Source organism: Paenibacillus cucumis (ex Kampfer et al. 2016) (genome assembly GCF_019748695.1).
Taxonomy (GTDB): domain Bacteria; phylum Bacillota; class Bacilli; order Paenibacillales; family Paenibacillaceae; genus Paenibacillus; species Paenibacillus polysaccharolyticus.
Window position 1 is genome coordinate 229,648 of the sequence record NZ_JACLIC010000002.1, and the last position, 21,824, is coordinate 251,471.

A 21,824-nucleotide genomic window follows, 5' to 3' on the forward strand; every position below is an offset into this window, starting at 1 on the left:
CCTCCGCGAATGTCGTTCATAGAGTATAAGATGCCTAATGCAGAAATGCTGTATAACGATGCTAAACGCAGGGAGTGGGATATGTGAAAACCAACAGTAAAACAAAACTAACCGGACGTGTCATTTTTAAAGGGGATCCAGGGTATGAGGCAGCACGTAAAAACTGGGACCCGCATACCGACAGGTATCCTAAAGTCTTCGTTTTTGCTCAAAAAACGAAAGATGTCTCCAATGCCATCAAATGGGCTCGTGAGAACAACGTACCGATTCGTCCGCGAAGTGGAAGACATGCGCTTGAGGTTAATCTGTCACAGGTGAACGGCGGGATTGTCATTGATGTCAGTGATCTGAACACCATCAAGCTGAACAAAACAACAGGAACAGCCGTTGTGGGAGCGGGAAACCGAGTTGGCAGAATTGCACATACACTCGCACGTCAGGGATTCATTGCTCCATTCGGGGATAGCCCAACCGTTGGTATAGGTGGTATTACGCTTGGGGGAGGGATCGGGCCTCTTCAACGAACGATCGGTCTGATCAGTGATAATCTGCTGGAATTCGAGATGGTGGATGCAAACGGGAAAATCATTCGTGCGAACAAAAAATGTAACGCTGATCTGTTCTGGGCATCGCAAGGTGGTGGCGGAGGAAACTTTGGAGTCTATACCCGTTACAAATTCAAAGTACGCCGGGCACCAGCCAGAGCGACAGTATATCGGATCACCTGGCCTTGGGCTCAGTTCGAGAAGGTACTCAAAGTGTGGCAAAAGTGGGCGCCTTCCGTTGACACCCGGCTCGGGAGTGAGCTGTCTATCGGCCCCAAAAAAGGCGGCAATGTCAGTATGGAAGGTTTGTTTCTGGGTTCTAAATCCGAGGCATTGCGTTTGTTAAAGCCGATGACCAGCACGGGCACACCATCCCAGACGATCATACGTTCAGTACCTTATACAGAGGCGGTTACTTTTCTTCTACCTCCAGATCCTGTGCTTACTCAGAGATACAGCAATCAATTTTCTTCCGGATTTGGACGAAAGCCGTTCCCGGATCGGGCAATCAAATCGATGCGAGCGTTTCTGGAAAATGTGGAAGGCGAATTCGCCGGTTTCTTTTTCCTCAACTGGGGCGGAGCTGTCAGTCGTAAATCACCTACATCTACAGCATTCTACTGGCGTAAAGCCAAGTTCTATGTGGAATGGAACAGCTCCTGGACGAAACCGTCCCAGGCGGCCAAAAATATTGCCATTGTGCGTAACACACGCCAAAAATTACAGCCCTACATCGTCGGTTCCTACATTAATGTACCGGATCAAGGCATCAAACGCTCAGGTCCGGTGTACTACGGGGCGAACTACGCGAGATTACGCAGAGTCAAAGCCAAATACGATCCCCAAAATGTGTTCAACAACCCGCAAAGCATTACTCCGGCACGTGGCCTGTAGTTAGATCAAAGGAATAGAAAAGGAGCCGCTTGGTGCGGCTCCTGCGATCTAGATATGCCTGGCCTGTTACTTTTTCTGGTTAGCCAGCCACTCCATAAGTGTTACGCTTTTACCTTTGATTTTCACAGGCTTACCATCGAAGTCTTTGGAAATGTCATTGTTTAAAACAGGAATCCAGGACCAGTGTCCATTATACTCGTATGGCGTGTTATCGCCATTTCCTTTGGTGTATACTCCACTCAAATCCAGCACCTTATCAAAATAGGAGTAATGAGCATTTTTGGCTCCCGCAGCAATCAGGCGTTTGTAGGTAGCTGTTGACGTTTTGGACGTATCCACCGTCTGATCCGCTCCTGCCGCCGTGAACCAGATCGGAATATTTTTAAGTTTGGCGATATCCTGTTTGCTCAACAAACGATCCTCGTACGCTTCTGCGGAAGGATAAGCAGCTGCAAAGTAATCCGGGTTCGCAAGTAGCATGTTCAAAGTCATAAATCCGCCATTGGAGCACCCGCCAATGTAGATTCGGTTTGTATCAATATCCGTAGCATGCTGTTTCACATATTGTTTGATCAACGCAGTTAACGATTTCGTATACATACTCTTTCCGTCTTTGGTATATTGCCCGGTTCCGTCATTCATCCAGAAGGTTGGAGTCTGGGGCACCAACACAGCGGCATCTCCAAAATACTTTTGGATCGATTCATCGGCTAAAGAGGTCACCTTATTACCCAGCAGGGCAATTCGCGGATCCGTACCTCCTTCACCGGCACCATGAAGCCAGATGATCAGTGGTTTTTTCTTGTTGGTTTCCGGCATATAGGAAGCGTAGGTTAGATTAATCTGACCGAACTTGGAGTCCTTGTAACTGAATTTGCCGGATGTATCAAACACGTCAACACCTTGTTCGATCATGGTATGCGGGGTGTCTGGTCTTGTGGTCAAATGCTCAACGGCATTGCCCATGGTATCTTGAAGGGATTTTTGCTGAACAATGGTATATTGAAGCTCAACATACTTATTGGTAAACGATTGCAGATCAAACATAAACGGACTTGCGGTCATTAGATCGGGATGGACTTTCATCTCAATCGTAATATATTGTCCTGCGGAGAGGGAGGTTTTATTGCCGTCTTTGTCCGAAAGATAAGCTCTCTCGATCGTTCTGCTACTGCTGTCTGAGCCATCATACTTTTGCTGCGTTTGAAAATTAATCATTGGATAATTACGTTCCGCAAGAACCTTGAACGTGTCTTTGGTCAGTGTATTTCCTTGAATGGCTACGCCTGTATCAAGAATAATCTTGTAAACACCGGGACCCCAGTTATAACCTTTGGTTACGAGGGAGTAGGAGAAAGGAGAGCGTGACTCGGTAGAATTGTTTGCGCTTACATTTGTGGATGCGAGGAGAGTGGAAGTTAAAGCCAGAGCCAGGAAACCTGAAAGCAGTCCTTTTTTCATCTTCATCAGCATATACCTCCGAATATATTATGTATGTCGACTTTATCATTGTACCATTTCAAGAGGAACATGGGAAATATTGCAACATTTCCTGCTGTTTAACTTGCAAAAGAACCGCTTGAAAATCACCTCTAGGTGAGATCCAAACGGTTCCTTTTAGTTGTATTATTGTTTAACAGCTTCGCCGGCAAACACTTCAACGTTCATTGGTGCAGCCATGAATGCCGCAGCTTGTTGAACAAAGGCCAGGAAGTGAGCACTAGAGTTGTGAGCAGCGGTTGCTGGCTCATCTTTCCACAGCTCGATCATCGTGTAGCTTTGCTCACGTTCTGTGCTTTTCACCAGATCATAGCTGATGTTGCCTTCCTCTTGACGTGTCGCAGCGATCAGTTCTTTGGCAGCAGCCAAGAAAGCTTGCTCTTGAGCGGCTTGTACTTGCAAATGTGCATGAATGATAATCATAGTTGTGACCTCCAGATAGTTGTATGTTTACAAATAGATTTAATCAATACAAGACAATAACGTTATGTGTTTCATCTTAAGAAGCAGATTGAGCAATTTATAATAAAAGCGGTTGTACTCGCTTAAGCCCAAGTTGTGATCGTATCTACAGGCAGACGATAAGATGGGTGACCTTCTTTGGCAGATTTACCAATCGAGATCAGCATAACCGGTTGATAACGGTCTTTATCCATGCCAAATGTCTCAGCGATTTGAGCTTTTTCGTATCCGCCAATTGGGTTTGTATCGTAACCGTGGGCACGTGCAGCCAGCATCAATTGCATGGAAGCCAGACCAGCATCGATCAGGTTAACGTCACGCAGATCGGAAGCAGGCATATTGTCGTAATAAGGTTTAACCACTTTAACTTGTTGTTCAGCGATTTCTTTTGGCATAAATCCATGCTCCACAGCTTTACCAAAAATCTCTTCCAAGTACTCACCGTTTTTCATATCAATAAACACACCGATAACAGCAGCAGAAGTCAGCACTTGATTTTGGTTGAATTTTGCAAGTGGTGCGAGCTTTTCTTTGCCTTCAGGTGTATCAACAACAAGGAAACGCCAAGGTTGCATGTTTACGGAAGATGGAGCGCGAGAAGCTTCTGCCAAAATTTCAGTCATTTCTTCACGGCTGATTTTCACTTCTGGATCATACAATTTGACGGAACGACGACCGTACGTAATTTCGTTAAAATCATTTGTTTTTTGGAATTTGCTTTGTGTTGTAGACATGGAAATCTCTCCTCTATATATGGTTTAAAAATTGTTTTGCATACGTTCCAAGAAATCGGCCAGTGCCTGAATCTCATCTTCACTGAAACCATCCAGAATCTGATGAATATAGTTGGTTTTCTCTGCTTTATATCCTTCAATCTGTTTGCGCCCATGATCCGTGAGACGAACAAAAGTCACCCGATTATCCTCAGGATTTTTGCGTCTTGTAACCATGAGGTCAGCTTCAAGTTGTTTCAAGTGACGAGTAATGGCAGCACTATCGATGTTAATGATTTTCTGGAGCATAGATTGGTTGATCTCATCTACCTGATCCAGCTCGTGCAGAATTTCAAAGCGAGAGGAACTGATCCCGGTACAGCGTTCGAACTTGGGACTGATTTTGTTCCCCAGTACATTCAGCAGATTAATGATCTGCTCTTCTTTGGAAACCATACGTGTCATGACTAGACCTCCCGGGTGAATCCAATCAACAACGGCGTATGTTAACAAATAATTAAAGTTGCCAGTATACAATGCCATTGCTTCATGATTCTGTAGCTCTCTCAATCGTTGACGGATCAATAGTTGATACGTCAATCATTGATGGCTCAATTAATATAACATGTCATAGATGAGAATGCAACAGGTTGAAAAAAAGAAAAAATAGATTTTTTCAGAACCTATCTTAACGTAGATATTCATAAAAAGGAGAGGTTAATAATATAGGTTGTCCCTAAAAGAATAATTTAACTCGGTATGAGTTTTATTGAGAATTATTATCATTCAAACTATAATGAAAATAAAAAAGTGTCGGATTTTGTTGATGAAGAGTAAATTAGATAATTAATTTGGTGAGAAGTAGCGGCTTACCATATGGAAAGGGAGTTATCATGGAGAGGAATGACTGGATTAAACGACTGGAGCAATTATATCTTTCATCTGTTCATATCTGCCAATATGTCGGTATTTCAGGAGAAGCCCAGCACAGGGTATGGAAAAGATTCGCCGTATGCAGAGTAATGGATGGCAAAGGGACTTTGACAATTGATAACGTAATGCATACGTTGTCCCGTGACGATTGGTTTGTGCTTAGTCCAGGCATGCACGTGGAGTTACAGACAGATATTGAAGCCCCTGTCCGAGTGCAACTAATCTTATTTTCCGGTGTTGAACTTGTCCGAACAAACAATGTTTGGCACACGAAGCCGCTTGATTTTCCTGTTACGGGTAAGCTTCAACTTCCAACCAATAGACGAGATATTCAAGAAATGATGGATCAATTCATCTATACAAACTTTGCTGCAGCCGAATCGGATAACATAGGCAAGAAATATCTTTTGCACCAGCTACTAATTCAGTTGATGACTAATGTTAAATCGTTTGTTCAACCTCATGTTGCAATGGACCTGGCCATAGATTATATGACACATCACTATACGAAGGACATTCGAATGCATGACATGGCCCGCCTTGCAGGGCTTAGTGTGAATCATTTTATAAGAACATTCAAACGTCAGTTTGGGATAACACCGATGGATTATATTCAGAAACAACGGATGACTCGGGCCAAACAGCTATTGTTTTCTACAGATAAAATCAAGATGATCGCGGAGCAGGTCGGATACAAGGACGAGCACTATTTCAGCCGGGTGTTTAAAAAAAATGAAGGTGTTGCTCCAACATTTTATATGAAAAATAAAGTTAACCGTATTGCAACATTATACTATGGACTGGATGATGTTGTTCTAACACTCGGGTTGAAACCTGTGTCTGCTTTATCTTATGTTCAGAGAGTGACTCATCCTACCCTTATGCCTGCACATCAAGCCGATTCTCCTCAAGGACTTATTCTGGACAGTTCCGGTCAGAATTATGATAAGTTGAAGGGATTGCGGCCAGATTTAATCATTACGAGTGACCGTATGGAACCGAATGAATCTCTGCATCATATTGCTCCTACGGCTATCCTTAAACACACGAATCAAGTAGGCAAAAGTTTGCTTTATATGGCAAATATCATGGGACGGAATGAATATGCTATTCGCTGGATTGAACAGCATGCGGATTTAAGCCATGTTCTTCAAAATCGTATTCACTCCGAATGGGGAAAGCAGTCGGCGATGTTTATTCGCGTTTCCTCCGAATTCTATCGGATGTATGGATTGCATAATCAGACCGGTTCCTTGCTGTATGATGATATGGGATTACATATGCCAGAGAATTACCCAAGCGAACAGTGGGCTGTGGAGATGAACATCAATGATGTACAGCTATACAACGCGGATCATCTATTTGTTATGGTGGATCCTACAGCAGAAGCGAGAACTCAATTTCAACGTTTGATGAAATCTGATGGATGGATAACATCCAAGGCTGTACAGGAAGGTCATGTTTATGATGCAGGGGATATGTTCTTCCAAACGCTGGGTCCAACCGGGCGTGTAAGAACTATGAAGTATGTGGCCAAGCAGCTTGGTGTTACCGTAGGGTGATATTTTACACGTAAAGAGAGTGGAATAATCCATGGAAAGCTTGTTTGCTTTTTTCTACCATAATGATAATGATTATTATTATTAAGTAGTGAAGGGGAATTAAAACAAAATGCTAAGACAGAGAACAGCCTATATGATCTTGTTGTCCCTGCTCATGCTCGTTCTAGTAGCATGTGGTAAGTCGACAACGGAAGCTACAGATGCAACATCTTCAAAACAGGCAACCACGCTGGAAGAGAAGAGCACACAAACAATTAAACACCTAAAGGGTACTTCGGTTGTACCCAAAAAAATAGAGCGTATGGTTGTGTTATCTGCTGCTTATATTGATCACATGCTTACCATTGGTGAGAAACCTGCTGGTGTTAATGTAGAAATACGCTACGGTGGAGATTACTTGCCTTATCTGGCAGATCAGCTTCAAGGGGTTCCAACGGTAGGTTCGGCAGATAGTCCCAACCTTGAGGCCATTGTTCAGATTGATCCGGATGTGATTGTAATTGAGAGTCGAACAGCTGAAAATTCATATGATCAGTTGGAGAAAATTGCTCCTACGATTGTATTAGGTGACGATTGGATGGATTACAACGGCGATACAGAGTATTGGACTCAAGATTTACTGACTATTGCTGGAATGTACAATAAGGTTGATTTGGCTAAAGAAAAAATCGCGGAAGTAGAGCAACAAGCCGATCAACTTAAAGCTAAAATAGAGCAATTGGATCAGAAAAAACTGGCTTACCTAAGAGTAAGGGAGAAGAACCTGCAGATTTATGCGGCAACAGGTCACCCAACCAACACGCTCTTGTATCATGATCTTGGGTTTGAACCTTCTGCAGTGACACCTGCAGAACAACGTGAGGATCTGTCTATGGAGAAGATAGCAGATATCGATGCCAATTATGTTGTGCTTGAAGCAGATCCCAATGCCCAGGATTATTTAAGTAAGATGAAAGAAAGCTCACTTTGGAAAAACGTCCCGGCTGTTGTAACTGGTCAGGTCTATCAAACCGATTCCTTCTGGTTGTTTAAAGGATGGGGAGCTATAGGACGAATCGAAATATTAAATGAAATTAAAGATATGATTCAATAGATGGTACTTTATTCAGGGAATGACCGTGAAGAGATGGTGGCTCTTTTGGAATCGTCTTTTGTGACGAGTATCCGTGGGGCCGATGATTCTTCCACCTATGCTTTTGCTGCCGGTGACTTGCTGCATGATGAGAAGAGAGACTTGATATTACACCAACAAGCCATACAACAAGGACTCGATCAAGGCGGCACAGGAAGTGTAGCGGTGGGTACCCTTTTTGCCAAACGATATTCGGTATGGGTTATGGCTGTAATCTCAGCTTGCAGTTTATACGATACTGTTCTAAATATCGAGGATGATGTTGTACGAATCGAATTGAATGGCACGGGCGGCATGCGCTATGAGACCCGGATGGAAAGAAGTCTAGATAATGGTTCAGGGCTGGGGATTGGGGAAAATGTAGCTCCAACTAATGAGGTTTTGGCTCAGCGCAGGACAGAAATTAGTATGCTACGGGATCGTTTACAGCTACACTTGGGACGTATTTTCCAATCAGTTGCTGCGGCAACAGGAGCAAGCACAAGGATTATGAATGAACTGGTGGCGCATAATGTACAACAATTATTTACACGAGCGATCGAAGATCACGCGATATGGAAGACGGATAAGCGTCTTGAGCTCATTAAGCATGATGCACATGTATGGCTAGAGGAGTCAACCGATAATACATTTTTCACTCGGTTACAACGTTTTGAACATCCGGAATGGCAGGGCCCTCAGCTTCTGATCCGCAGGTATTGCTGTCTGGCGTATCAAGTGGGTAGCGGCAGTTCTGCCCATGGCTATTGTAACACTTGTCCAAAACTAGATTCAGAATCGCGATGGCGCATGCTTTTGAAATCGGATGATTAAAGAACTTGGTTTATAAAAATACAGTTACAGTCGGTGTATTTTACTCTCCGAAGGTAGCTGTTTTTTTACGTTAGAGAGAGTTGTTTTTATGAGTGGTATACCCTGACAAGAAAGCAAGTGATCTTCATTAAATAAAGAGTATCTCAGCGCAAATTTTAAACATAGTAATTTTCTTTAGTATAGGGAAACAAGTATCCCCAGCTTTTTTAGGTTGAATGACAATTACGTTTCTGTTAGCTTCCCCTACTGGATTTCAACTCATATAATAACGCTAATTCTATTCGGATATTGCAATGTAACCTAGAGATAAGTATGTATGAATGCAACGGAGCCTGTTCCAGATAGATCATGAAAGGGTTGGTGAAGTATGGGCCTCGAAGTTTTGAATGAACGTGTGAAGCATGATTTAGCGTATTTATGTTTTGGAGGTACCAGCTGGGTTCGTACAAGAGAGCATGCAGAGGGGCATGTCTATGATGTTGTTATTGTAGGCGGTGGACAGAGTGGCCTTGGGGCTGCATTTGGACTTTTGCGCGAACGGATCTCGAATATTCTGATTATCGACGAAAATGTGGAAGGGCAAGAAGGGCCATGGGAAACTTATGCACGGATGGTAACGTTGCGGACGCCGAAACATCTAACTTCCATTGACCTGGGTATTCCCTCTCTGACGTTTCGTGCATGGTGGGAGGCTCAGGAGGGTGTTGAGGGATGGCAGAAGATCGATAAAATTCCTCGCAGTGACTGGATGAATTATTTGCGTTGGTATCGGGAAATCCTGGACCTTCCAGTACAGAACGAATTTAAGTTGAACCTCATTGAACCTGGGCAGGATGGAATTCATCGTCTACATGTAACCGAACAAGGAATTCGTGAAAAGCACATTTTGGCTCGGAAAGTTGTGCTTGCAACGGGTATTCAAGGAGGCGGCGAGTGGCATGTACCCTCACTGATCTCAGATCATCTGCCGCGAGAGTTGTATGCCCATACTTCAGAAATGATTGATTTTGAACGGTTAAAAGGAAAAAAGGTTGCAGTGCTCGGCGGTGGAGCCTCAGCTTTTGATAATGCAAACCACGCGCTATCCTCAGGTGTGGCTGAAGCTCATGTTTTTGTCAGACGTGAACAATTACCACGAGTCAATCCGATTCGCCAAATGGAACAATCCGGCATGATCGAGCGGTTTCACGCTTTACCTATAGCTGATAAGTATCAGGTGATATCTCACTTTTTCAAATATAATCAGCCACCTACCAATGATACGTTCAACCGGGCCGCATCTTGGCCTGGATTCGAGTTGCATCTGGACTCACCATGGTTAAGCGTGCAAGCTACGGATCAAGGAGCAAAGGTTGAAACGGCACATGGAATTTATACGTTTGATTTTCTTATTGTAAGCACAGGTCTGCTCAGCGATCCCGCTCTTCGTCCCGAACTGCAACTCGTGGAACAGCACATTGCTCGCTGGCAAGATTGTTACGAAGCCCCGCTGGAAGTTCGAAATGTGCTACTTGATGCACACCCCTTTTTAAGCCCTGGATTTGCAATGACCAGTAAAAGTGAACAGGGAAAAACGCTACTGCATGGCTTGTTTATATTCAATTATTCTGCACTGGCCAGTTGTGGATTGTCTGCTTCAGCGATATCGGGCACCAGAAGTGCCATCCCCAAACTGGTTGCAGGTATAGCTGATCAATTGTTCCTCGATGACCGGGAGGAGACACTTCGTGGGTTTTATGATTACAATGAGCTGGAATTTACGGAGACATGGGTGAAACGCCGGGTTCTTGGCTGAGGCGATCATATGATATATTTCGTGCAGCGATGGGATGCTGTACGTTTTTTTTGTTTTTTTACATTGTGACTTACACTCGGTGTCGATTTATTGTAAAATGTCGTTTGGATCATGTTAAAGGCAGGGATAAAAAATGGAACAAAAGAAACAAATAAAACAAATGAATTATGAGCAATTCAGGGCTCATGTGAAAAAGGCATCACGTATACGCAATGTACCTCTAATTAAAATTGTGGCATTTCAAGAGAAATTTATGAAAATTGAGGAAATACAGTTCTATGATGTGGAGCAAAATTATATGAGTGTACAAGCCTGTAATACGTTGTGGATGAACCTTGAGAACAAATCATTCCGTAATATGGTGTCCCAACCATTACAGGTCTATCGGCAGATGCCCAATCTTGGGCGGCTTTCTTTCGAAAATCTGATCCGTGAATTATATGATACTGCTGTCCCCATCTTGATGGATTATGACCCTGATGAATATTACACCCTAGAACAGTTAATTGAGATCCTGGCAACGGATGAGGAGAAGCTAATCGAGCAACTGGAGATGGGAAGATTCAAGGGTGCTTTTATTAATGAAGAAGGAAAATGGCTCAAACCCAAACCGGAAGTGGAAAGCGCGGAGTTATTGTAGAAATAAGCCGTATTATACAAAAACGTCAAAATCCTGCAGCACTGCCACCAGAAGGGCGATTGTTGCAGGATTTTTAATGACAAGTCTTAATGAGCACGACGAACTACAAATCCATCTCTGCAACAATTGGGAGATCCAGGTATCGATAAGATACGCTGGCCCTGAATCAGGATTCCTTTATCTCTAGTATAGAAGGCAGGAGGGCGGCAGTTCAGACGACAGTTTCTGAAAGCAACTGGACTAAGACGAGACATGGAGGCAATGGAACCACCTACGGAGGGAGCCTCAACGATCCATTCGGCAGAGCTTTGAGGGCCTGTATATCGTTGAATGGTTCGGAAAGTCCAGCCTTTAGTGAGGTTGATCAAGCTAATGCACCAGGAATGGCGAGTTAACTTCGTAATGATACCGCGCATGCAGTCACCTGGGCTTACTGGGTTGGGAATCATGGTTTCGGTTGCCGGAAGAATCTCCCACCAGGCATAATAGACGGGTTTGCCTTGTATCCAATCGTGGGCTGTTCCCGTCTGAATCAGATCTGTGTTTGCGAAGCCGTCAATGCCAATCCATGCAGAGGAATACGAATTGCGGGAGGAAGGAAGAACATATGGTACAGTCCAATCAGCAGAAATCCGCCGATAGGGATGAGTTGTTTTTCTTTTTGCGTAACCGCTCCAATTGAAGGAAATCCAGCCCGAACGCGGGCGTGAAGATTCTTTGGTTGGATGTAACACACAGGGTTTCCGTCGTTTGATTGTACGGTCTGACATTGAAGTCATCACCTCTCCGTTGTAGGGACTAGGTTATCAGATGCGTACTATGGACTATTGGATAGGGACACTTGGACAAGAAAATAAGTCGAACGGTGAAAGTTTTTGAAGGTTTTCGAATTATTTTGAATGAAAATGATTGTTTTTTACGGGATTTATGATACTATAGAAGCAGTTGGAGGAATGCATATGCTGACTGAAGAACGATATGCTGCAATTGTAGAGCGCTTACATTTACAGGGAATTGTGAAGTTGCAAGAGCTTGTTGATGTGTTGGGTGTTTCTGAATCCACGATTAGAAGAGATTTGATTGATCTGGAAAGCCGTCAGATGCTCAAACGTATTCATGGTGGTGCTTCACTGGTGAATGAAAAGTCATTAGAACCAGGCATGGAGGAGAAAACGTTCAAAAACATTCAACAGAAGACAGTGATTGCCCGCCTGGCAGCGCAGGAAATCCAGAACGGGGAGTGCATTTATCTAGATGCCGGCACAACAACACTCGCTATGATCCCTTTTATAGAAGCCAGGGATGTAACCGTGGTCACCAATGGACTATCCCATGTGGAGGCGCTGGTAAGCAAACGAATTCGCAGTTACTTGCTGGGTGGCATGATGAAAATTCATACCAAAGCGGTGATCGGCAGTATCGCGCTACAGAACATGGACAATTTCCGATTTGACAAGTGTTTTCTAGGAAGTAACGGAGTAGATCCGGAAATGGGGTATACAACTCCTGATCCAGAGGAAGCCTTGATTAAGAGGCGTGCACATCAATTGTCAGGGAAATCTTATGTGCTGGCTGATTCCAGCAAAATCGGGGATATTACTTTTGCCAAATTGTTTGATTTGGAGGAGGCAGATTTGATTACGGAGCGAATGCCTGAACATTGGCGTGCAGTAATCACCCAGAAAACTAAAATAATTGAGGGATAGCGATGATATATACGATAACACTCAACCCGTCCATTGATTACATCGTCGAAGTGCACGATTTGAAGCTCGGCGGACTTAACCGCATGAATCGGGATTTGAAATTACCTGGCGGGAAAGGCATTAACGTTTCCAGAATTCTGAATCAACTCGGTGCTGCGAACACAGCTATTGGATTTTTGGGTGGGTTCACGGGACGTTTCATCAATGACAAGTTGCAGGAGGATGCGATTCAAACGGATTTTGTCACCATTGCAGATGATACTCGCATCAACATTAAGCTGAAGCACGGGGATGAGACAGAAATTAACGGTCTTGGACCAGCGATTCGTACAGAAGAGGCAGAGCAATTACTGAATAAACTATCTTCCTTGCAAAAAGGAGATATCGTCATTCTCTCTGGTAGCGTTCCGCCATCACTTGGTTCAGATTTCTATGATCGGCTTATTCATGTATGCAAACAGACAGAAGCCGAGTTTGTTATTGATACAACAGGGCCTGCTCTGATGGAAGCACTCGTTCACCAGCCGCTGCTGGTGAAGCCGAACCATCATGAACTAGCTGAATTGTTTGGCGTAACCATCGAAACACGTGAGGAATTGGTTTCTTACGGACGTAAATTGCTCGAAGCAGGTGCCAAACATGTGTTGATCTCCATGGCTGGAGAAGGAGCATTGTTCATCACCGAGAAGAATGTCTATCACGCAACTGTACCTAAAGGGACTGTGAAAAATTCGGTTGGTGCTGGTGATTCGATGATTGGCGGATTTGTTGGTACCTATGTGTTGCAAGGAGACTTGCTTGAAGCATTCCGTACAGGGGTAGCTTCCGGCAGTGCGACAGCTTTCTCAGATGACCTCGCTACACGTGAGTTTATTGACGAATTGCGTAATCAGGTGACGATTACAACGCTTTAATTACCTTGAATAACTGATATAAGGCCTGCCATGTGCAGGCCGACCGAACTTAAGGGAGTGTTCCAAGATGAAAATCACTGACTTAATGATCCAGGAAACGATGATTATGGATCTGCAAGCAACAACCAAAGACGAGGCGATCGACGAACTGATTGCAAGTCTTAACCAGAGTGGACGTATTAATGATCCAGAATTGTTTAAAGAAATGATCTACAAAAGAGAAGCCGAGTCCAGCACTGGCATCGGCGGCGGTATTGCTATGCCACACGCAAAAACCAAAGCGGTCAATGAACCAACGGTCGTTTTTGCAAAAAGTAAACAGGGTTTGGACTTTGAAGCATTGGATGACGAGCCTGCTCATATCTTCTTCATGATTGCAGCACCAGAAGGCGCAGGCAATACACATCTCCGCACACTAGCGGCTCTTTCAAGGCTGTTGGTTGATAGCGATTTCATCGCTGAGCTGATGAACACGAATACGCCGCAAGAAGTTAGCGCTTTGTTTGATGCGAAACAAGCTGAAGCTGCGGAGAAGGAAGCTGCGAAAGAGAAGGCTAAAGCAGAGAGAGTAGCTCAAGCATCTTCGACTGAAAGTGGTGCTAACAACGTGAAAAAAAACTCCGGTGTCATTGTTGGAAACGCCAATACAGAAGAATTTGTTGTTGCTGTTACAGCATGTCCAACGGGGATTGCCCATACATTTATGGCTGAGGATGCTTTGAAGAAAAAAGCCCAAGAGATGGGCATCAACATTCGTGTTGAGACCAATGGTTCCGAAGGCGCACAAAACGTATTGACAGCTGATGAGATCGCTCGTGCCAAAGGGGTTATCATTGCAGCTGACAAAAACGTCGAGATGGCTCGTTTTGACGGTAAACCTGTGTTGCAAAGACCGGTAAGTGACGGTATTCGTAAATCCGAAGAACTGATCCGCAAGGCGGTTAACGGCGATGCACCAATCTATCGTAGCCAAGGTGGAAAAGCGAGCGATGAAGGTGCAGGCGATAGCAAGACAAGCGTGGGAAGCAAAATTTACAAAGATTTGATGAACGGGATTTCACACATGCTGCCATTCGTTGTCGGCGGTGGTATCCTGCTTGCGATCTCCTTCTTGTTTGAACAACTTGCAAGTCCTGACAATCCGATCGTGCAATTGCTGCAAACGATTGGTGGAGGAACAGGCGCGTTCCATTTCCTGATTCCTATACTTGCCGGATTTATTGCGATGAGTATTGGTGATCGTCCAGCCCTGATGCCTGGTATGGTCGGTGGTTTGATGGCTGTAAACTCCAATGCAGGTTTCCTTGGTGGTCTAGCTGCCGGTTTCCTTGCGGGTTATGTTGTTATTGGATTGCGTAAAGCGCTGAAAGGTCTTCCAAAAGCGATTGATGGCTTGAAACCGATCCTGCTCTATCCGGTACTTGGTCTGCTGATCGTTGGTACGATTGCTTATTACATCTTTGATCCGGTTTTCGGAGCTCTAAACACCTGGCTTGTAGATGCACTGGGTAACCTGGGAACAGGTAACAAAGTATTGCTTGGTTTGTTGCTCGGCGGTATGATGGCGATTGATATGGGTGGTCCGTTTAACAAAGCGGCTTATACCTTTGCGATTGGTGTATTTACATCCAGTGGAAACACAGACGGGGCATGGATGGCAGCGGTTATGGCAGGCGGTATGGCTCCTCCACTGGCGATTGCCCTTGCAACAACGTTCTTCAAATCCAAATTCACGGAGCAAGAGCGCAAATCCGGTCTAACAAACTATGTACTCGGTCTTTCCTTTATTACAGAAGGTGCAATTCCATTTGCAGCGGCTGACCCGCTTCGTGTACTGACCTCCTGTATTATTGGTTCTGCGGTAGCAGGTGGACTTACTCAGCTGTGGAGCATTAATGTTCCCGCTCCGCACGGTGGTGTCTTTGTAGCTCTCTTGGCTAACCACACCATTTTGTTCCTGCTCGCGGTTGTTATTGGTTCTGTCATCTCGGGTCTCATTCTGGGATTGTGGAAAAAATCACCTACACTTGTTAAATAATAAAATAGGTTAATGTAAGTTCAGGTGAACTTGCTGTACCAATGGTGAAACGATTATCAACTCTAGGCATCTCTCCAGTGAAATTTTCATTGAAGGGATGCTTTTTTGTGTTTTTTGTTTCGTTTGGAGAGGGGGTATGATATGATGATTCTAGATTAAATGAAACTTGGTTTCACTAGATGGAACAATAGAAGTGGCGAAAAGTAAAATCAATATTTATCTGAAGGAGATATGCAAAAGAAGAGGAGGAATCAAAATGGAGAAGGATCAGATCAAAAATCAGATGCGGAAGCAATTTTCTCAGAATGCCGAGTATTATGTCACAAGTGCAATTCATGCACAAGGTGAGGACCTCGCGCTACTCGTTGCATCATCTCAGGCGGCAGAACATATGAGTGTGCTGGATATTGCAACGGGAGGAGGACATGTGGCGAATGCGCTTGCTCCGCTGGTGAGTCGCGTGACAGCCCTCGATCTGACTGAAGGAATGTTAGAGGTGGCTGCACGTTTTATCCAGGGCAATGGTCATGAAAATGTGGATTTTGTAACGGGAGATGCTGAGCATATTCCTTTTCCAGACAATAGCTTTGATCTGGTGACCTGCCGAATTGCAGCACATCATTTTCCAGATGTATCCTCGTTTGTTTCCGAGGCTTATCGGGTGACCAAACCTGGTGGCCGATTATTGTTTATTGACAATGTGGCTCCCGAGCAGGATGAACTAGATCGTTTCTACAACGACATAGAGAAAAGGCGTGACCCAAGTCATGTTCGGGCATGGCGGAAAACAGAATGGATTGGACTTTTGGAACGTATAGGGTATCGGGTCGAAACGATGGTTTCTTTTGCAAAAAAATTTCATTTTGATGATTGGTGCACACGTGCATCCCTCTTTGGAGAAGAACGCCTGGAGCTTGAAGCGAGATTGCTGCATGCGACAGAGGAGATCCGACATTATTTTAATATCGTGGAGAAAGAGCAGGGTGAAATTCTCAGCTTTGAAGGAGAAAGTGTGTATATCCAGGCAATTAAGCGTGGAGTGTGAGAGGGGAAGAGGCACGGTTCATATCCTAAAGAATAAAGAAACTCCAAGAGCAAAAAGCAGACCTCTCTTGTAAGAGGAGCCTGCTTTATTTTTTATTTCTGGTCTTGACGCCTTCATTGTATTGCCAAAAGAATGAGCCTGTAATGTAGTATCCATTACCCCAAGCTTTCTTTCGTTCATTCAGGGTTTTAAAATGACCTTGGTGCATTCATCTTCGTGGTCATTAAATATCCGGTAAGCCTCGCTCGCGTTATCCAGTGATATACGGTGTGAGATAATCTCAGTTGGATCAAATTCACCGGCTGTAATTTTACGGAATAGTTCAGGCATATAATGAATAACAGGAGCTTGTCCCATTTTAATGTTGATGTTACGCTCAAACAGGTTTCCCAAAGGGAACATATTATAGGAGGAGCCATACACGCCTGTAAGCTGTAGTGTTCCAAACTTGCGCACGGCTTTCATGCCGATTTCGATGGCACTCAGCGCCCCGCCATGGAGTTTTAGCTTCTGACCGATCTCTTCCAGCATGGTCTTTTTGCCATCCATGCCAACACAGTCAATAACAACATCTGTTCCACCCTGAGTGATCTCGCGGATATGCTCACCCATATCATCATGCTCTTCAAAATTAAAAGCCTCTACGTCATTCATACGTTTAGCCTTATCTAGTCGATAAGGCAGACGGTCGACGGCAATAACCCGCTTGGCTCCTTTCATCCAGGCAAACTTTTGCGTCATTAGCCCAATAGGGCCACTGCCGAGTACGGTGACGGTATCCCCAGGCTTGACGCCAGCATTTTCAACACTCCAGTATGCTGTCGGCAACACGTCGGAAAGGAACAATAATGCCTCGTCTTCCAGCTCACAGGATTCGGGAATGACAAATGGAGTGAAGTTGCCGTAAGGCACTCGTAGCAGTTCAGCCTGACCGCCCGGATGACCACCATATCGCTCGGTGAACCCGAAATAACCCCCGGTATGAATATCAGGATTTCCATTCGATTTGTCACATTGACTCTCCATATCGTGGTTACAGTAGAAGCATTGACCGCAAGCGATGTTAAAAGGCAGGACGACTCGATCCCCTTTTTTGACTCGCGTAACCTCAGGTCCGACCTCTTCCACAATGCCCATCGGTTCATGACCGATCACATAGTCTTTTGCAGCAGGTAGCGCGCCTTGATAGATATGCAAATCCGATCCACAGATCGCCGTTGAAGTAATACGAACGATAATGTCATCCTGCAGTTGCAGTGCCGGATCTTCGACCTGTTTCACCTGAATGTCCTTGATGCCCTGAAACGTAACAGCTTTCATCTTCATATTCCTCCTTGGTCTATGTGGGGTTCTCTTCCTTTTACCCCATTTTCGTGCATATGATATAGGTTTATACTATTTTATACGACAGGCCACTTTGCTTTCCGTAATGCATCCAGCAGTTCTGGAGGAGCATTCAGATTGTCTCGAACCAGATCACGCGGTGTTAGAGCCATCCATTGATTGAGAGAAACATCTTCAAACCGGTCACTTCGGAATATTTCCAAAAACCATAATGTGTCTTTTCCGGTATTTTGTATATAGTGCCCCATGGCAACGGGAACATACCCTACATCTCCGGCCCGGTAATCAAAGGTGCGTGCGATCCCATTGCCACCAAAGACGGTCATTCTGCCTTCACCCGTCAAATAGTACTGCCATTCATCGGCATTGGGGTGCCAGTGTAGCTCACGCATCGCCCCAGGTTTGATCTCGACTAGCGCTGCAGCAACTGTAGTGGAGATAGGAAAGTTGGTGGAATCAACGATGCGCACACTTCCTCCAGGTGTGATCAAAGGTTCCTGTGCAAGCAAACGATAGGTAAACGGAAGAGGAACGGTTCCGTAGGGGGATTGAACGCGCTGGCTTTCGAGTGAACCAGGTACATCATCTTGAAAAATATAAACCTGTTCCTTGGGCATCGATTGGAAGGCTGATTCAGGAACGCCAAAATTCAAGGATAGTACCTCTGGTGGCGTATGGGCAAACCAGTCTGAGATGGACAATGTATTCAGATCAGAGAAGCTCCCATCATCGAATACCAATAAAAATTCACACCCGTTCTCCAACCCTTGAATTGAATGAGGCAGTCCTTTTGGGAAAAACCAAAGATCACCCGGACCGACATCAGCAATAAAGTTTCGCCCGTTCTGATCCACAGAAGTGACCCGGGCTGTACCCCAGATCATATACGCCCATTCCGATTGCTGATGCCAGTGCAGTTCGCGGACGCCGCCTGGAGTCAGGCTCATATTCACGCCGGCGAGCGTAGTGGCAACGGGCAGGTCACGTACCGTAATTTCACGTGACCAGCCGCCGTGATTGAGCTGCATATGGGTCTCGGAGAAGGACATCCTGAGGTTAGGTAACAAGCCATTATCTGTCTTAGGGGGGACAAGCATATCGGGATTTTGCTTGTCTCTCAACACATCTCTTGGTCCATAATCCGGGCCGCCTGCACCGTCGCTTCGAATAGGTTGGGGGATAATATACGGCTGAGCACTGGGTTGTTTTTCTTTACTCATTCTGATGTCTCCTTCCGATATCCGCTGCAATCCGCGTCATGTGGTTTACTCACCATGCTTACACCTATGAACGAAGGCTTGGAAAATATGAAGGACAAAGATAAAAAGACCTGACCTTATTCGGTCAAGTCTGGAATCAGACTTCTTCAGGGTCAGATCGGTAAATTTCAAGCATGAATTAGGTATTCAGATAATTTTGCTCATAGATCTCATGCACGCGTTGAAGTACAGCAGAGCCTTGCTCATGAAAACGAAGGCGTGTTGCCTTATTTTTAACCAGAAACGCACCAGAATCATGCTTCATGCTTCCGAGTACAGCGTCATGAAGCAGGGATGCCCCTCGACTTGGATGAGAGAAGAATAACTTCATAAGAGGTTTGATATAGAAGGGCAAACCGGATGTTTTGTTGCTTCTTAGCGTGTTGTTTCCACCCGGATCAACACTAAGAAGTCGAATATTATCCACCATAGCACGGGATGCAGCCTCGGCTGTCCATAATGAGAGGGCAAGCTTGGACGCAGCGTAAGGACCAAACAGCTTTTTGAACGAGGCTGGCCGCTCCAGTGTATCAAGGTCGAACGCCTTCATCATGCGAAAAGCAGTTGAGGAGGTGTTTACTACGGTTTTCATCCTCCCTTGGCGTAGCAACTCATACAGCTCCCGATAAATGATATAAGGAACCACCGTCTGAAGCTCAAAATGCAACTCACGCCCCTGGTCGGAGTATTGGAGGGTAGAGGTGCTTCCGCCTGCATTGTTGAACAGGACGTCAATGGAATCCGTCTGTGATCGAATCTGGTCCAGCGCTGAGCGAAGGCTGGCATAATTCGTGAACTTGGCTTGAATGGATCGTAATTGACCTGAGCTTAATGCGGACTGAATTACACGATCATCTGCCGGGAACGCGGAGCGGTTAAGAGCGATAATCTTCCACTGATCCTTTAGAAGCTGTCTTGTTAGTTCCAGGCCAATTCCTGAAGATGAGCCGGTTATTACGGCTGTGCGAAGCGGATTTACTGGGTTCATTAAAATGACCTCCTCATGTATTCGAGTCATTCTACAATTTGGAGCTGACTCCAAGTCAAGAGTAGATTTGAGGCTTGACTTGGAGCTAGCTCCAAGTTATATGATAGAGAGAAGTATGGGTATGGGAGGGCTAATGATGAGTGAGCAAAGTACGTTCTCCATTCATGAAACATCAGAGCGGTCGGGGTTATCCAAAGATACCATTCGTTATTATGAGAAGATTGGTCTACTCCCCCGTGCGGAGCGTAAAGCAAGTAGCCACAGGGTCTATTCGGAACAGGACATCCAGACGATGAGTCTAATTACTTGTCTGAAGAAAACAGGCATGTCGCTTGAGGATATGAAGCCATTTCTGCAGATGTCGCTGGAGTCGGATTTGAACGATTTTCCGGAGGAACGGGAGATGCTGGTCAATTATCAGAAAAAAGTAGAAGATCAGATCGCCTCGCTGCAACAGGTCGTTGATTTTATTCAGGATAAGCTGGAGCAACGTAGTATGTTTCCTGAACGTTGTTCGCTGGAAGCAGAGAATCTAGTGACAGGGATCGCCAAAAAGAAAACTTTCTCTTGATGGAATATAAGATATACGAGGGATATCGGAAAAAGGAGTCAAGTCATGACATTACAACAACTTAAATATGTAATCGAGGTTGCCACACACGGATCGATGAACGAAGCAGCCAAACGGTTGTTTATCTCCCAGCCGAGCTTATCAAACGCGATTCGCGATCTGGAACAGGAGCTTCGTATTACCATTTTCGAACGAACCAATAAAGGCATTACTCTCTCCAAAGAAGGAGTGGAGTTTCTAAGTTATGCTCGTCAGGTCGTCGAACAGGCCGAACTGCTGGAGAATCGTTATCTGAATGCGAAGCCGTCTCCGCAACACTTTTCGGTATCCACCCAGCACTATGCTTTTGCGGTGAATGCATTTGTAAAGCTTGTTCAGCAGCACGGTCATGATGAGTATGAACTTGCACTGCGCGAGACTAAAACATATGAGATCATTCAGGATGTAAAAAGTCTTCGGAGTGAGATTGGCATCCTCTACTTGAACGAATTCAACGCCAAAGTTATCAATAAATTGTTGAAAGATGCCGGACTTGTGTTTACAAGCCTGTTTACAGCAAAACCGCATATTTTCATCAGTGTGAACAATCCACTTGCGAAACAGGAGTCTGTGGCCATTGAACAGCTTCAGGATTATCCTTACCTGTCCTTTGACCAGGGGGAGTATAATTCTTTTCATTTTTCCGAAGAAATTCTGAGTACGTTATCTCATCCCAAAAGCATTCAGGTCAACGACCGGGCGACTTTATTTAATCTGCTTATCGGTCTGAACGGGTATACCATCTCGACTGGAGTGCTTAGCGCCGATCTGAACGGCAATGAAATCATTCCGGTTCCGCTTGAATGCGAAGAGTCCATTAATGTCGGGTGGATTTCTCATAAAAGCACGTCACTTTCCAATCTCGGCGTGGCTTATGTGCAGGCATTACACGAAGCGATTGGTTTGCAAGATTGAGTTCACGGTTTCTTTG

20 protein-coding genes are annotated in these 21,824 nt (G+C 44.9%); 12 read left to right on the forward strand and 8 right to left on the reverse strand.

The window, feature by feature from the left end:
• The first annotated feature begins 83 nt into the window (after window positions 1-83).
• Window positions 84-1,439: an FAD-binding oxidoreductase gene (locus H7T88_RS00925; protein ID WP_221786492.1), complete on the forward strand. Its 1,356-nt coding sequence runs from the start codon at window positions 84-86 to the stop codon at window positions 1,437-1,439.
• 66 nt (window positions 1,440-1,505) lie between these two features.
• Here H7T88_RS00925 and H7T88_RS00930 read toward each other — a convergent pair whose 3' ends face one another.
• From H7T88_RS00930 to H7T88_RS00945, 4 genes are all read right to left on the reverse strand, one after another.
• Window positions 1,506-2,906, reverse strand: a complete 1,401-nt coding sequence (locus tag H7T88_RS00930; protein ID WP_221786493.1) for a prolyl oligopeptidase family serine peptidase — start codon at window positions 2,904-2,906, stop codon at window positions 1,506-1,508.
• A 159-nt stretch (window positions 2,907-3,065) separates the two neighbouring features.
• Window positions 3,066-3,362, reverse strand: a complete 297-nt coding sequence (locus H7T88_RS00935) for a putative quinol monooxygenase (protein WP_090920375.1) — start codon at window positions 3,360-3,362, stop codon at window positions 3,066-3,068.
• Between the two features lie 122 nt (window positions 3,363-3,484).
• Window positions 3,485-4,135, reverse strand: coding sequence for a nitroreductase family protein (locus tag H7T88_RS00940; protein WP_090920378.1), 651 nt, complete (start codon window positions 4,133-4,135; stop codon window positions 3,485-3,487).
• A 24-nt stretch (window positions 4,136-4,159) separates the two neighbouring features.
• Entirely contained in the window at window positions 4,160-4,579 is a 420-nt protein-coding gene (locus H7T88_RS00945) for a MarR family winged helix-turn-helix transcriptional regulator (RefSeq protein ID WP_090920382.1), read from the reverse strand.
• A gap of 428 nt (window positions 4,580-5,007) precedes the next feature.
• On the opposite strand from H7T88_RS00945, the gene H7T88_RS00950 reads away from it, so the two are divergent.
• The 5 genes from H7T88_RS00950 to H7T88_RS00970 all read left to right on the forward strand — a co-directional run bounded on the left by H7T88_RS00950 (window position 5,008) and on the right by H7T88_RS00970 (window position 10,989).
• Entirely contained in the window at window positions 5,008-6,609 is a 1,602-nt protein-coding gene (locus H7T88_RS00950) for an AraC family transcriptional regulator (protein WP_221786494.1), read from the forward strand.
• 109 nt (window positions 6,610-6,718) lie between these two features.
• A complete protein-coding gene (locus H7T88_RS00955) occupies window positions 6,719-7,702 on the forward strand; it encodes an ABC transporter substrate-binding protein (protein ID WP_221786495.1) in 984 nt (327 codons plus the stop codon).
• Window positions 7,703-8,554 (forward strand): (2Fe-2S)-binding protein, encoded by an 852-nt coding sequence (locus H7T88_RS00960; protein WP_221786496.1) that lies wholly within the window; start codon window positions 7,703-7,705, stop codon window positions 8,552-8,554. It begins immediately after the preceding gene.
• A gap of 367 nt (window positions 8,555-8,921) precedes the next feature.
• On the forward strand, window positions 8,922-10,349 hold the full coding sequence (locus H7T88_RS00965; RefSeq protein WP_221786497.1) for an NAD(P)-binding domain-containing protein: 1,428 nt from the start codon (window positions 8,922-8,924) through the stop codon (window positions 10,347-10,349).
• Between the two features lie 133 nt (window positions 10,350-10,482).
• A complete protein-coding gene (locus H7T88_RS00970) occupies window positions 10,483-10,989 on the forward strand; it encodes a hypothetical protein (RefSeq protein ID WP_154983076.1) in 507 nt (168 codons plus the stop codon).
• Between the two features lie 86 nt (window positions 10,990-11,075).
• Here the strand turns inward: H7T88_RS00970 and H7T88_RS00975 are convergent, their stop codons facing one another.
• Window positions 11,076-11,759: a G1 family glutamic endopeptidase gene (locus H7T88_RS00975; RefSeq protein ID WP_221786498.1), complete on the reverse strand. Its 684-nt coding sequence runs from the start codon at window positions 11,757-11,759 to the stop codon at window positions 11,076-11,078.
• Window positions 11,760-11,948: 189 nt separating this feature from the next.
• On the opposite strand from H7T88_RS00975, the gene H7T88_RS00980 reads away from it, so the two are divergent.
• From H7T88_RS00980 to H7T88_RS00995, 4 genes are all read left to right on the forward strand, one after another.
• A complete protein-coding gene (locus H7T88_RS00980) occupies window positions 11,949-12,695 on the forward strand; it encodes a DeoR/GlpR family DNA-binding transcription regulator (RefSeq protein WP_090920406.1) in 747 nt (248 codons plus the stop codon).
• Window positions 12,696-12,697: 2 nt separating this feature from the next.
• Entirely contained in the window at window positions 12,698-13,609 is a 912-nt protein-coding gene (gene pfkB / locus H7T88_RS00985; protein ID WP_154886658.1) for a 1-phosphofructokinase, read from the forward strand.
• Between the two features lie 67 nt (window positions 13,610-13,676).
• Window positions 13,677-15,647: a PTS fructose transporter subunit IIABC gene (locus H7T88_RS00990; RefSeq protein WP_221786499.1), complete on the forward strand. Its 1,971-nt coding sequence runs from the start codon at window positions 13,677-13,679 to the stop codon at window positions 15,645-15,647.
• Between the two features lie 256 nt (window positions 15,648-15,903).
• The gene (locus H7T88_RS00995; RefSeq protein WP_221786500.1) at window positions 15,904-16,692 is read left to right on the forward strand and encodes a class I SAM-dependent methyltransferase; all 789 of its coding nucleotides are present in this window, start codon (window positions 15,904-15,906) and stop codon (window positions 16,690-16,692) included.
• Window positions 16,693-16,872: 180 nt separating this feature from the next.
• On the opposite strand, the gene H7T88_RS01000 is transcribed toward H7T88_RS00995, so the two are convergent.
• The 3 genes from H7T88_RS01000 to H7T88_RS01010 all read right to left on the reverse strand — a co-directional run bounded on the left by H7T88_RS01000 (window position 16,873) and on the right by H7T88_RS01010 (window position 20,283).
• The gene (locus tag H7T88_RS01000) at window positions 16,873-18,012 is read right to left on the reverse strand and encodes a zinc-dependent alcohol dehydrogenase (protein ID WP_221786501.1); all 1,140 of its coding nucleotides are present in this window, start codon (window positions 18,010-18,012) and stop codon (window positions 16,873-16,875) included.
• Window positions 18,013-18,092: 80 nt separating this feature from the next.
• Window positions 18,093-19,256, reverse strand: a complete 1,164-nt coding sequence (locus tag H7T88_RS01005) for an oxalate decarboxylase family bicupin (RefSeq protein ID WP_221786502.1) — start codon at window positions 19,254-19,256, stop codon at window positions 18,093-18,095.
• 178 nt (window positions 19,257-19,434) lie between these two features.
• A complete protein-coding gene (locus H7T88_RS01010) occupies window positions 19,435-20,283 on the reverse strand; it encodes an SDR family NAD(P)-dependent oxidoreductase (protein ID WP_154958110.1) in 849 nt (282 codons plus the stop codon).
• A gap of 136 nt (window positions 20,284-20,419) precedes the next feature.
• On the opposite strand from H7T88_RS01010, the gene H7T88_RS01015 reads away from it, so the two are divergent.
• Both H7T88_RS01015 and H7T88_RS01020 read left to right on the forward strand, forming a co-directional pair.
• Window positions 20,420-20,854, forward strand: coding sequence for a MerR family transcriptional regulator (locus H7T88_RS01015; protein WP_244159310.1), 435 nt, complete (start codon window positions 20,420-20,422; stop codon window positions 20,852-20,854).
• Between the two features lie 45 nt (window positions 20,855-20,899).
• Window positions 20,900-21,808, forward strand: a complete 909-nt coding sequence (locus tag H7T88_RS01020; protein ID WP_090920428.1) for a LysR family transcriptional regulator — start codon at window positions 20,900-20,902, stop codon at window positions 21,806-21,808.
• Window positions 21,809-21,824: the final 16 nt, after the last annotated feature.

Coding starts and splice junctions, on each gene's coding strand:
- H7T88_RS00990 (WP_221786499.1), top strand. CDS start 13,677: ATGAAAATCACTGACTTAATGATCCAGGAAACGATGATTATGGATCTG.
- H7T88_RS01020 (WP_090920428.1), top strand. CDS start 20,900: ATGACATTACAACAACTTAAATATGTAATCGAGGTTGCCACACACGGA.
- H7T88_RS00995 (WP_221786500.1), top strand. CDS start 15,904: ATGGAGAAGGATCAGATCAAAAATCAGATGCGGAAGCAATTTTCTCAG.
- H7T88_RS00930 (WP_221786493.1), bottom strand. CDS start 2,906: ATGAAGATGAAAAAAGGACTGCTTTCAGGTTTCCTGGCTCTGGCTTTA.
- H7T88_RS01010 (WP_154958110.1), bottom strand. CDS start 20,283: ATGAACCCAGTAAATCCGCTTCGCACAGCCGTAATAACCGGCTCATCT.
- H7T88_RS00955 (WP_221786495.1), top strand. CDS start 6,719: ATGCTAAGACAGAGAACAGCCTATATGATCTTGTTGTCCCTGCTCATG.
- pfkB (WP_154886658.1), top strand. CDS start 12,698: ATGATATATACGATAACACTCAACCCGTCCATTGATTACATCGTCGAA.
- H7T88_RS00965 (WP_221786497.1), top strand. CDS start 8,922: ATGGGCCTCGAAGTTTTGAATGAACGTGTGAAGCATGATTTAGCGTAT.
- H7T88_RS00975 (WP_221786498.1), bottom strand. CDS start 11,759: ATGTCAGACCGTACAATCAAACGACGGAAACCCTGTGTGTTACATCCA.
- H7T88_RS00960 (WP_221786496.1), top strand. CDS start 7,703: ATGGTACTTTATTCAGGGAATGACCGTGAAGAGATGGTGGCTCTTTTG.
- H7T88_RS00950 (WP_221786494.1), top strand. CDS start 5,008: ATGGAGAGGAATGACTGGATTAAACGACTGGAGCAATTATATCTTTCA.
- H7T88_RS00945 (WP_090920382.1), bottom strand. CDS start 4,579: ATGACACGTATGGTTTCCAAAGAAGAGCAGATCATTAATCTGCTGAAT.
- H7T88_RS00935 (WP_090920375.1), bottom strand. CDS start 3,362: ATGATTATCATTCATGCACATTTGCAAGTACAAGCCGCTCAAGAGCAA.
- H7T88_RS01005 (WP_221786502.1), bottom strand. CDS start 19,256: ATGAGTAAAGAAAAACAACCCAGTGCTCAGCCGTATATTATCCCCCAA.
- H7T88_RS00980 (WP_090920406.1), top strand. CDS start 11,949: ATGCTGACTGAAGAACGATATGCTGCAATTGTAGAGCGCTTACATTTA.
- H7T88_RS00970 (WP_154983076.1), top strand. CDS start 10,483: ATGGAACAAAAGAAACAAATAAAACAAATGAATTATGAGCAATTCAGG.
- H7T88_RS01000 (WP_221786501.1), bottom strand. CDS start 18,012: ATGAAAGCTGTTACGTTTCAGGGCATCAAGGACATTCAGGTGAAACAG.
- H7T88_RS00940 (WP_090920378.1), bottom strand. CDS start 4,135: ATGTCTACAACACAAAGCAAATTCCAAAAAACAAATGATTTTAACGAA.
- H7T88_RS01015 (WP_244159310.1), top strand. CDS start 20,420: ATGAGTGAGCAAAGTACGTTCTCCATTCATGAAACATCAGAGCGGTCG.